The 11,258-nt window shown below is 71.3% G+C and carries 8 protein-coding genes and 2 pseudogenes; 1 reads left to right on the top strand and 9 read right to left on the bottom strand.

Annotated elements, in window-relative coordinates; genetic code table 11:
* A partial coding sequence (locus DY245_RS36365) for a hypothetical protein (protein WP_128511366.1) occupies positions 1–673 on the top strand: 673 nt, incomplete at its 5' end.
* Here DY245_RS36365 and DY245_RS36360 read toward each other — a convergent pair.
* The 9 genes and pseudogenes from DY245_RS36360 to DY245_RS36320 form a co-directional block, all read right to left on the bottom strand.
* Positions 654–1,994 (bottom strand): esterase-like activity of phytase family protein, encoded by a 1,341-nt coding sequence (locus DY245_RS36360; protein ID WP_128511365.1) that lies wholly within the window; start codon positions 1,992–1,994, stop codon positions 654–656. The two genes, DY245_RS36365 and DY245_RS36360, sit on opposite strands and share 20 nt — an antisense overlap.
* A gap of 140 nt (positions 1,995–2,134) precedes the next feature.
* Positions 2,135–2,923: a hypothetical protein gene (locus DY245_RS36355; RefSeq protein WP_181924032.1), complete on the bottom strand. Its 789-nt coding sequence runs from the start codon at positions 2,921–2,923 to the stop codon at positions 2,135–2,137.
* A gap of 141 nt (positions 2,924–3,064) precedes the next feature.
* Positions 3,065–3,880, bottom strand: a complete 816-nt coding sequence (locus DY245_RS36350; RefSeq protein WP_128511364.1) for an amino acid ABC transporter ATP-binding protein — start codon at positions 3,878–3,880, stop codon at positions 3,065–3,067.
* A 5-nt stretch (positions 3,881–3,885) separates the two neighbouring features.
* Positions 3,886–4,671, bottom strand: a complete 786-nt coding sequence (locus DY245_RS36345) for an amino acid ABC transporter permease (protein WP_128511363.1) — start codon at positions 4,669–4,671, stop codon at positions 3,886–3,888.
* Positions 4,672–4,682: 11 nt separating this feature from the next.
* Positions 4,683–5,480 (bottom strand): basic amino acid ABC transporter substrate-binding protein, encoded by a 798-nt coding sequence (locus tag DY245_RS36340; protein WP_128511362.1) that lies wholly within the window; start codon positions 5,478–5,480, stop codon positions 4,683–4,685.
* Positions 5,481–5,761: 281 nt separating this feature from the next.
* Positions 5,762–6,682: a homocysteine S-methyltransferase gene (mmuM, locus tag DY245_RS36335; protein ID WP_128511361.1), complete on the bottom strand. Its 921-nt coding sequence runs from the start codon at positions 6,680–6,682 to the stop codon at positions 5,762–5,764.
* A gap of 172 nt (positions 6,683–6,854) precedes the next feature.
* On the bottom strand, positions 6,855–9,926 hold the full coding sequence (locus tag DY245_RS36330; RefSeq protein WP_128511360.1) for a glycoside hydrolase family 2 TIM barrel-domain containing protein: 3,072 nt from the start codon (positions 9,924–9,926) through the stop codon (positions 6,855–6,857).
* Between the two features lie 182 nt (positions 9,927–10,108).
* Positions 10,109–10,441 (bottom strand): annotated as a pseudogene (locus DY245_RS45520) (LLM class flavin-dependent oxidoreductase); the annotation flags it as partial.
* Between the two features lie 180 nt (positions 10,442–10,621).
* Positions 10,622–11,258 (bottom strand): annotated as a pseudogene (locus DY245_RS36320) (SWF or SNF family helicase); the annotation flags it as partial.

Below are 11,258 nucleotides of genomic sequence, written 5' to 3'. Positions count from 1 at the left end.
GGGCGGCTACGGCCCCCCGGGGCCGGGAGGCCCGGCCGGCCCCGGCGGCTGGCAGCAGCCGCCCGGCCCGCCCAACGGCGGCGGCAACGGTAAGGTCATCGCCGCGATCATCGGCGGCGGCGTGGTCGCACTGGCCGCCGTCATCACCGTCGTCGTGCTGGCCAACAGCGACGACAAGACCAACAACCGTGCTCATACGTCCAGTTCGAGCACCAGCGCCACCCCGTCCGAGTCCGCGTCCGCGACGCCCTCCGACGACCCCTCGCCCTCCGATTCGCCCACCAGCAGTGACTTCGAGAGCACCATGCCGTCGCCCACCGACGGCAAGATCCCCTTCTACCTGCTGAAGGTCGGCGACTGCTACGACCGGCCGGCGGGCGGCGGCGGCAACAACGACTCCGCCTCCTGCAACGGCCCGCACGATGCGGAGGTCGTCACCACCCACCGCCTCGACGCGGGGCTGACCACCGAAACCGGCATCAGGAACAAGGCGTCCTCGCTCTGCCGCAACGAGCTGGAGAGCAAGGCGGCCCGGCAGCCCGCCGGCACCGCCGAGGGCACCTACGTCCAGTACCCCACCCTCAACGGCTACAAGCTCGGCATCAAGACCGTCAGCTGCAGCCTGACGGGCAACAGCACCGGCACCAAGAAGCTCACCAAGCCGCTGTCCTGAGCCGCACGGTCACCACCGTCGTCGGCACCCCGCTGTCCACGAGACGGCCCTGATCGTCGAAAGCGTCAGGGCCGTCCGTCATGCCGAAGTCGTTGTCGTTGACGAGTGTGAGGGTGCGCCGCCCGCTGACCGCGATGCCCTCGATCTTCTTCGGCACGCCCTTGACCTCGCGCAGATCGACGACCATCCGCTTGGGCAGCACCGGCGCACGGCCGCCGGACTGCTCCAGGGACGGGCTGGTCGCCGGATCGTCCCAGCGCGAGCCGAGAATGTCCCAGCGCTTGGCCAGCTCGACCCGCTGCACCCGGGCGGCCTTGTCGGTGCGCTCCTCCACCAGCAGCCGGTTGCGGCCCACCGCCACCACCGAGGAGATCTTCAGCTCGGAGGTGTCGTCCTCGCCCGGATCGACCTCGCCGACCGGGTCGAAGCGGTACGCGTACTCGGCGGTCACCGCGCCCTTGCCGGGCGAGAAGCGCAGCAACCGGACCGTACGGGACTCTCCCTCATGCCCTCGGGGCTCCACACCGGCCGCGGTGTCCGGGTGGGACAGCGGGCTCTGCACGGCCGCCACCAGATCGCCGTCCGGCAGCAGCGCCAGCCCCTCGAAACCCCGGTTGGTCTTGCGCTTTTGCAGCAGACCGGGCAGCGATTCGACGACCGGGTAGTCGGTGCCGGTCAGATGCAGCCCCTGGGGGACATGACGGGCCAGCACCCGGCCGGACGCCGACACATGCACCAGTGACGGGCCGTACTCGTCGGCCAGCCAGAAACTGCCGTCGGCGGCCCGCACCACGCCCTCGGTGTCCAGGCCGTTGGGGTCGTACGACAGCGGCTGCTTGGCATCGAAGGTGTACGGCGCCTCGTCCCGGCTCCGCTGATTCGGCAGCCCGGTGACGGCCTTGCCGGAACGGGTGGTGATCGGCCGCGCGTCCAGAACGGTGACCCGGTCGCCGCGCACCTTGATCTTCACCAGGGCCGGGTCGAAGCCCGGCACCGGGAACGTCCGCCGCTTGCTGCCGTCCACCTTGATCTGGCCGTTGGGACCGCGGTCGGTGACCGTCCAGAACTCGCCGGCCCGCCCGGCCGGGAAGACATCACTGCCGATGCCGCCCAGCTTCACCCCGCGGTCATTGCCGACGCTGCCCGGCAGCAGCGCATTGCTGAACTCGCCCAGCGGGATCGCCGCCAGCCGCGCGGACCCGGTGACCACGGCCGGCGGCGGAGCGGCCTGGGCACTGGTCCGGCCCGGCACCACGGCCGTGGCGAGCACCGCGAGCGGCAGCGCCGCCATGAGCGGACGGCGCAGCTGACGTAGGGACATCGAACCTCCAGGGCGGACGCGGGAACACAGCCTTCCCAGCGTTGCCCCGTCGCCCCAACAGCGGGTGAACTGCGGCCGATCGGCGGCCGACGCCCCGGCTCCCGTCCGGTGATCGTTCCGCGAGGGCGAGCCCGATCGACTCAGTGCAGATCCACCTCGAAGGGATGACGGTGGTCGACGGGGCAAGTGAAGATCCGCAGGTCGCCCCACCGCCCTACGATGACCTCCGTCACGGCGTCGCTGGCCACGGTGAACAGCAGCGTCATCTCCGTGTCGCACGTGCGGCAACGCAGCACCGTGGGATACGTCAGGTGCCAGGTCGGCCATCCGCCGAGTTTCCATCCCGCGACACGGGTGATCACGTCGCCGCCGTCACCGGTCGTGCGCACCAGCTCCGCCAGGGCCGGCTGGAGCTCCGGGGGCACTTCCTCGCGGAAGGGGAAGTCGGTCAGTAGCTCACCGGTGAACGTGCACGCCTGGGGCAGATAACCGTCCTCCGAGTGCCGTGACGGCGGCGGAGGGGCCACCAAGCAGCTGTCCACGTCGGCGGCTCGACGCCAGCGCAGCTCGACGACCGGGCTGACATCGGCCTGTTGAGCGGGGGGATCCCAGTGTTCGTTGGGGCACCACAGCACTTGCAGGAGGTCGATGCCGGCGGGCCACCACGGCCCCGGCACGTCACGCTCGAAGATCTGGGCGACCGGCACCATTGCCGTGGCGGGCAGGCCCTCGGAGTTCGGTTCGTCGGGCAAGGAGCACAAGGGCCACGGTTCGTCACTCGGCCACAGCAGCGGGCCGCCGATCGAACTGTCCCTCGGGCCCGGCTCCCCCCGCTCGGGGTGCAGTACGACGGCCTCGCGCGCAAAAGGCGCGAGGCCCGGCAGGGCATCGAGTATCGCTTCGGTCGAAGGTCTCGGGAGGTGCGTCATGGTGCCTTCTCGTCGGCCGGCCACAGATCGCTCGTAACATACCGGCCGGCACTGACAGCGGCGCCGCTCGATGGTTCCTGCCGTACGGCATGCTCTGGGTGTATCGACCAGCCGCGTAAACAACGCTGCGGGTCGATACACCTAGCCCGCCGCGCCGGTGTCCGCGACCTCGCTCACCTCGGCGGCCGCCGGATCCAGCACCCGGGCCAGGAATGTCCTGGTCCGCTCGTGCTGGGGGGCGCCCACCACCCGCTCCGGAGTGCCCTCCTCGACGATCACCCCGCCGTCCATGAACACCACCCGGTCGGCGACCTCCCGCGCGAAGCTCATCTCGTGCGTGACGACCAGCATCGTCATACCGTCCTGCGCCAGCCCGCGCATCACCGCCAGCACATCACCGACCAGCTCCGGGTCCAGCGCCGAGGTCGGCTCGTCGAAGAGCATCAGCTCCGGGTCCATGGACAGCGCGCGGGCGATGGCCACCCGTTGCTGCTGTCCGCCCGACAACTGCGCCGGATAGGCGGACGCCTTGTCGCTCAGCCCAACCCGTTCGAGGTTGGCGCGGGCGATCCGCTCCGCCTCGGGGCGATCGCGGTGCAGCACCCGTCGCTGAGCGATCGTCAGATTCTCCAGCGCGGTCAGATGCGGAAAGAGGTTGAAGGACTGGAAGACCATGCCGATCCGGCGGCGGACCAGATCGATGTCCACGTCCGGGTCGGTGACCTCGGTGCCGGCCACCGTGACCCGGCCCGCGCTCGGCTCCTCCAGCAGATTCACACAGCGCAGCAGCGTCGACTTCCCGGACCCCGAGGGCCCGATGACACACACCACCTCACCGCGCGCCACTGAGAAGTCGATCCCGCGCAACACCTCCAGCTCGCCGAACGACTTGCGCAGCCCTTGCACATCGATGGCCTTGGTGTCCTCGGAGGCCGCTGTGGTCCGGTCCGTTGTCATGCGGGTCACCTGGCCTTCGCCGTACGCGCTTCCAGCCGCCGGACCAGCTGGCCGAGCGGGAGGGTGATCACGAGATAGAGCAGTCCGGCGATCAGGATCGGGGTCAGGCTCTTGTGCTCATTGAGCGCGTCCCGGCCGAAGTTGGCCAGCTCGAACTGGGTGAGCGAGAGACCCAGCAGATACACCAGCGAGGAATCCTTGGTCAGCAGGATCAATTCATTGGTGAGCGGCGGCAGCACGATACGGAACGCCTGCGGGATGACGATCGAGACCATAGCCCGCCCGTGCGACATACCCAGCGAACGCGCCGCCTCCGTCTGCCCCTTGGGCACGGCCTGAATACCGGCCCGAATGGTCTCGGCCATGTACGCCGCGCCCACCAGACCGAGCGACAGCATCACCGTGATGTTCATATCGAGCGCCACCTCGAAGGCCAGCGGCACACCGAAGCCGAGCGCGATGAACACCAGCAGACAGGGGATCCCGCGGAAGAACTCGATATAGGTGACGGCGATCCAGCGGTACGGCGGCACCGATGACAGCCGCATCAGCGCCAGCACCAGCCCGAGGGCGAGACCGAACCCGAAACCGAGCAGGGTATAGAGAACGGTATTGACCAGCGCCGTGGTGATGATGTCGGGGAACAGCGCCTTGGCGACCTCGACGTCGAAGAACGCCATCCGCAGCTGGTGCCAGTCGGCGAGCAGTGCGAAGACCACCACGGCGACGACCAGGACGCCGTACTGCACGCCGCGGACCAGCCGCGCGCGCCGTCTTTTGGAAAGTGGCATCAGGACCGGCCTCAGCTCTGCGGAGTGGTGCCGAACCACTTCTTGTAGATCCGGTCGTAACTTCCGTCGGATTTGGCCTTCTTGATCACCGCGTTGATCTTCTTGCGCAGTGCGTCATTGCCGGTGCGTACGCCGATGCCGTAGTGCTCACCGGTATTGAATTCCGCGGTCACCTTGGTGTCCGGGTTCTGCTTCACATAGTCGAAGAGCACGCCGTTGTCATTGATGCCGGCGTCGACCTGGCCGGACTTCACGGCGGTCAGCAGCAGCCCCAGATCCTCGAACTCCACCAGCTCGACGCCCTTGCCATGCTTCTTGGCGTAGATCCCGCCGGTGGTGGCCTTCTGATAGCCCAGCTTCTTGCCCTTGAGGTCCTCGATCTTCTTGAAGGGCTTGCCCTGCTTCGTCAACAGCGCCTGGGTGGCATTGAAATAGGGGTCGGAGAAGTCCATCACCTTGTCCCGCGCGGACGTGATCGTCATGCCGGCGGCGGCCAGGTCACATTTGCGGATATTGAAGTCCTGACCCGTCTCGATGCCTTCGAAGGGCGTATTGACGATCTCCTGCTTGACGCCCAGATCCTTGGCGACCAGGTCCACCAGATCCACATCGAATCCGACGACCTTGCCGTCCTTCTTCACCTGGAACGGCGCGTACGGAAGGTGGGTGCAGGTCTTGAGCGTGCCGGAGGAGATCAGCTCCTCACCGCCGGAGCCCTTCTTCCCGTCGGACTTGGTGCTGGTACACCCCGCCAGCACGGCGACGGCCGCGGCAACGGCTATGACAGGCAACGCGGAGCGAGCGGACACGGGCCCTCCAGAGCGGGATGAAGATCAACCAATCCGGGCGTGCTGCGAGTTGGCCTGATACTGCCATCGACCAGGGGTTCTGTCGCCGCCGCGTGGGTTGCGTCTGTGTAACGCCTTCGGCCCGCGTCCAGGTCCGGGCCCACCCTCGGTCGTCATCCAGGCCCGGGCCCATCGCCGGTCGTCATCCAGGCCCGGGCCCATCGCCGGTCGTCATCCTGAGCCGGGCCGACCGCCGGCCCTCTTCCTGAGCCGGCCGCCGGTCCCGTTCCCGAGGCGCTGCTTCAGCCGCCCAGGCCGGCCGCCAGCTCCGCGATCACGTCCGGGCCCACCCGGCAGCAGCCGCCGATGAGCCGGGCGCCGTCCGCCGCCCAGCCGGCGACCCGGTCCGTGCCGAACGCCGGGCTGCCGCACCAGGCCCGGGCCTCGGCGTCCCAGCTCTCCCCGCTGTTGGGGTAGACCACCACCGGCTTGCCGGTGATCCGCGCCGCGAGCCGCACCGCCCGGTCCGCATCGTCCGGTGCACAGCAGTTCACCCCGACCGCGATCACCTCGTCCACGTCCGCCGCCAGGGCGAACGCCTCCTCCAGCGGCTGCCCGGCACGGGTGTGCTCCCCCGCGATGCTGTACGACAGATAGGCCGGCACACCGAGCCCCCGCACCGCCCGCAGCAGCGCACGCGCCTCATCGGCGTCCGGCACGGTCTCCAGCGCCAGCACATCGGGCCGCGCCGCGGCCAGCACCTCCAGCCGCGGCCGGTGGAACCGCTCCAGCTCCGCCACCGACAGGCCGTAGCGGCCGCGGTATTCGGAACCGTCCGCCAGCATCGCCCCGTACGGGCCCGCCGACGCGGCGACGTACAACGGCCCCGCGACCCCGCCTGCCACCGCCCGCCCGGCCGCCTCGCGGGCCAGCTCCACACTCCGGCCGAGCAGCGTCGCGGCCTGCTCGGCGCCGATGCCGCGGCGCGCGAACCCCTCGAACGTCGCCTGGTAGCTGGAGGTGATCGCCACCTGCGCCCCGGCCTCGTAGTACGCCAGATGCGCCTGCACCACGGCCTCCGGCTCCTCGGCCAGCAGCCGGGCCGACCACAGCGCATCGCTCAGGTCGTGCCCGGCGGCCTCCAGCTGATTGGACAGCCCGCCGTCGAGGACGACCGGCCCCGCGGCGAGGGCCTCGGCGAGCGGCGGGGACGTGCTGACCATGGTGCAAACCTTTCGGTGCGTTGCTGGACGCCTTGCCGTCCAGGGGGTGTTCCTCGCGATTCCTCGCGCCTTTCCCCACCTCGGATCGTAGCCCCGGCCAGTGACAACGCCCCTGGTCGGCACCCCGCGGGCCGCCCGGCACGGCCCTCGGTGCGGCGCCGTCCAGAGGCGTTCAGCGCAGCGACGAGAACACGAACGAGAACCGCGCCGGCGCCACCTCCAACCGGTGCTGCGGCAGCACCCCCGGCCCGCACGACTGGCTGCCGATGCCGTGCTGCGCATGGTCGAGATGCAGCCACAGGTCCTCGCCGGGCCGCAGATCCGTGGTGTGCCGGGCCGCGGTCAGCTCCTCGGCCGACCACCGGCGGGCGGTGAAGAAGAAGTCCGGGTCGCCCTCGATCCGCATGCCCGAGCCGTCCGTACGGGTCAGCTGCGCCCAGCGCACACCGGGCCGCGCGCCGTTCTCCTGCGGCCGGACATACGGCGTCTGCAGCGCGTCCACCGGCATCGACCAGCGGCCGACGCGCGCCGCGGCCCGGGTGTCCGGATAGCCCTCGCCGGGGCCGCCGCCGAACCACTCCACACGCCCCAGACTGCCGCACACCGACATCCGCACCCCGAGCCGCGGCAGCGGACCCGGCCAGTCGCCCTCCGGGTCCACGGTCAACTCCAGCCGCAGTACGTCCCGTTGGGCCGTCCAGCGGTAGACCGTGCGCAGCGCCAGCGGCGACCCGGCCGGCGCGACCCGGGTCCGTACCACCAGGGCGTCCGCTCCGGTCTCGACGGCATCGACGCGGTGCCGCATCCGATGGAGCCCGAGCCGCCGCCACTCGGTGGCCGGCCGCGGTTCCGGCTGCCAGGGCGCGGCCTCGTCGTTGTCGGTCGGCGCCCGCCAGACGTCCAGCCGGGGGCCGCCGATCTGCACGCCGTCCAGATAGCCCAGCGCCCCCGTGCTCGCGTCGAAGGTCCCCGGGCCGAGCACGATCACATTGCCCTCACCGCGGCGCGGTGCGGCGGTGGCCGCCGGGGGAGAGACGGCGGGGCGCGGCGCGGCCGGCAGCTGGCCCCAGGCGACCTCGTGCCCGGCCGGCGCCCATGCGGTGTCCTCGTCCAATACGGCCCGGACCGTCCAGATCGCCTCCCCGTCGGCGCCCTCCCCGGGCGACACCGTCGGCAGTTTCAGCACGGCCGACTCACCGGGTGCCAGCGCCGGCACCTCCAGCCATCCGTGCCCGCGCCCCTCGCCCGCCACCTCGTACCTCCAGTGGAAGCCGAGGTGCCCGAGGTCGGCGAAGTCGTACAGATTCGTGATCCGGACCGCGCTCGCAGCGCCGTCGTCGTCGGTCCCGTCCTCGATCCGCACCGGCTCGATGACCTTCTTGAACTCCAGCAGGCCCGGGGAGGGCACCCGGTCGGGAAAGACCAGCCCGTCACAGACGAAGTTCCCGTCGTGCAGCTCCTCGCCGAAGTCCCCGCCGTACGCATGGAACACCTCACCGTCGGGCGTCAGCTGCCGCAGCCCGTGATCGATCCACTCCCATACGAAACCGCCCTGGCAGCGCTCATACGCCTCGAACAGCCGCTGGTACTCGCTCAGCCCGCCCGGCCCGTTGCCCATCGCATGTGCGTACTCACAGAGAATGAACGGAAGTTCACGCCGCCGGGCGTCCAGCACCGGATCGGACAGCGGCTCCTCGGCGCGCTGCCCGATGCGCTCCACCTCCGCGTGATCGGCATACATCCGGGAGTAGACGTCGGTGTCCGCGCAGCTGCGGTCGCCCTCGTAGTGCAGCGGGCGGGACGGGTCGCGCTCGCGCATCCAGGCGGCCATCGCGGACAGCCCGCGGCCCGTGCCGCACTCATTGCCCAGCGACCACAGCACGACGGCGGGGTGGTTCTTGTCCCGCTCGACCATCCGGCGGGCCCGGTCGAGCAGCGCCGGCTCCCAGCGCTCGTCGTCGACCGGATTGTCCCGCCAGCCCTGCTGGGCGAAACCGTGCGTCTCCAGATCGCATTCGTCGATGACCCACAGGCCCAGCTCGTCACACAGATCGAGGAAGGCGGGGTGCGGCGGATAGTGGCTGGTGCGCACCGCGTTGATGTTGTGCCGCTTCATCAGCAGCAGATCGCGGCGCATCGTCTCGGGGCCGATGGTGCGCCCGTAGCGCGGGTGGAACTCATGGCGGTTGACGCCGCGCAGCAGGATCCGGCGGCCGTTGACCTTCAGCAGTCCGTCCTCGACGCGGACCGTACGGAATCCGATCCGCAGCGGGATCCGCTCGCCGGCGGTGGCCAGTTCCCCGTCGTAGAGGTGCGGCCGCTCCGCCGTCCAGGGGTGCACCGGCACCGATGCGCTCTCACCGGTCGCCAGATCGAGGCCGAGCGCCGGTACGGTCACCCGCCCGCCCGGCTCGCACTCCACGCGCAGGGTGCCCTGCCCCGTGACGTGATCGAATCCCGCATGGACGAAGTGGTCGACGACCGAGCCCTCGGGGCGCCGGTGGACCGAGACGTTCCGGAAGATGCCGGGCAGCCACCACTGGTCCTGGTCCTCCAGATAGCTGCCCGACGACCACTGATGGACCCGCACCGCCAGCACATTGCGGCGCGGCCGCAGCAGATGCCCGACCTCGAACTCGTGCGGCAGCCGGCTGCCCTTGAAGTGCCCCAGCTCCTGCCCGTTGAGCCAGACCCGGGCGCACGACTCCACCCCGCCGAAGTGCAGCACCGCGGGCCCCTCGCCCCACCCCTCGGGCAGATCGAAGACATGCCGGTGGTCGCCGGTCGGATTCTCGTCCGGCACCCGCGGCGGATCGACCGGAAAGGGGTAGGCGGTGTTGGTGTACACGGGCGCCCCGCTCCGCCGCGCGCCGCCCTCGCCCTCGTACGAGCCTTCGGAATCAAAGCGTCCCTTGAGCACCCAGTGGCCGGGCACCCGCAGATCCTGCCACTGCGCATCGTCGAAGTCCGGCCGGGCGAAGGCGTCGTCCTCGGCGGTGGCGCTCGCGGAGAGCCGGAACCGCCAGGTGCCGTGCAACGAGAGCCGGTCGGCATCCGATCGCGCGTACCAGGCGCGGGGCGGCAGCGCCCCGCTGCCCGGCGAGCGGTCTTCGTAATACGGGGGAATCCGGTCCTGACGGTCCTGGTGGCCCGGGTGGTGCGAGGCGCTGTCCGTCTCGTCGGCGGTCCGCGGCGGCCGTGCGTTCGACGTGTGGTGCGGCGCGTGCTGCGAAGTACCGGTCACTGGTCCTCCTGCTGCGGGCGACTTGCCTGGCGGTGGGGGATCGGTTCAGCGAATCATGAGCGGCGGCGCGGCGCAGCCGGATGGGGAGGATTGAGCCGGGCGGGTCCCGCGACGCCCCGCCGGACCGGCCCCGGCGCCCACCCTGGCCGCAACGAGATCCGGGCGGCAGCCACGGAATCATCGGCCGACGCGGCCGGATGCCGCCACACCCCGGCCTCCCACAGCACCGGCAGCACCCCCTCCCCGAACCCGTACGCCTCCTCGGCATGCGGCTGCCCGGAGAGAACGAAGTCCCCGATACCCAGCCGCCGGTACTCCACGATCCGCTCCGCCACCTCCATATGGCTGCCCACCAGCGCGGTACCCGCCCCGCCCCGTACAAGCCCGATACCGGCCCAAAGATTCGGCGCGATCTCCGGCCCGTCCGTGCGCCCGCCGTGCAGCGCCGGCATCCGGCGCAGCCCCTCCGACCCACTGCGGGCCGGCCCCGCCTGCACGGCCCGTATCGCCTCCGGAGGGCGGGCCGCGCGGGAGCGGTCACGGTGCTCCGCGGCGACGATCTGCCGCCGGACTTCCACACCACCGGACTCCCGCGTGGCCAACCGGCGCGAGATCCTCGTACGGCCAGCGGCCGCACACCAGGCGGCGGGAGCGGCCGGCGCCTGACCCGCCCCACCGCCCTCACCTCCAGCCGCTCACCCCTCCGCCGACAACCCCGCCAGCGCGCCCGCCGGATCATCCGTGGCCGGGCCCGCCGGCACCCACTGTCCGCCTTCCTTGCGATACGGCCACCAGCGGCCGTCCCGCCCGTAGCGCACCTGGGCATCGCCGCCGACCACCGTCCACCGGTTGCGGGCGGCGCGCAGCCGCGGCCGGGTCTCGCCGTCCTCCCAGGCCGCCGCGAGCCGGTCGTTCGCCCGCGCCAGCGCCTCCGGCTCCGGTGTCCACTCCTCCTCCAGGACCGCGAGCCCGGCCGTCCCGCCCAGCTCCCAGGCCCGTACGGCCTGCGCAAGGCCCCGCGCCTCGCGTCCCGAACCGGCCGCCAGCCGCGCCGATATCTCCGGTCCGGGGCCGGCCGCCGCCAGCCGTACCGCATCCTGCGCGGGCGTCAGCGCCGGCGGCGGCGGATCGTCCGGATGCCAGGTGGAGAGCGCGTCCGCCAGCAGCCGCTGGGCGCACGCCGCCGTATCGCCGATCAGAAACTCCAGCGCGGCCACCTCCACTCCGGGCGCGGGCGGGGTGCCGCCACCGAGCACCGGGGCGGCGCCCGGTGTGGCGACCGGCGGCGGTGGCGCGGGCAGCGGCGGCAGGATGTCGCGCGCCGCGTACGCC

Source organism: Streptomyces inhibens (assembly GCF_003389455.1).
GTDB lineage: Bacteria > Actinomycetota > Actinomycetes > Streptomycetales > Streptomycetaceae > Streptomyces > Streptomyces inhibens.
The sequence above is the reverse complement of the archived record's forward strand: the minus strand, read 5'-3'. Positions and strand labels throughout refer to the sequence as shown.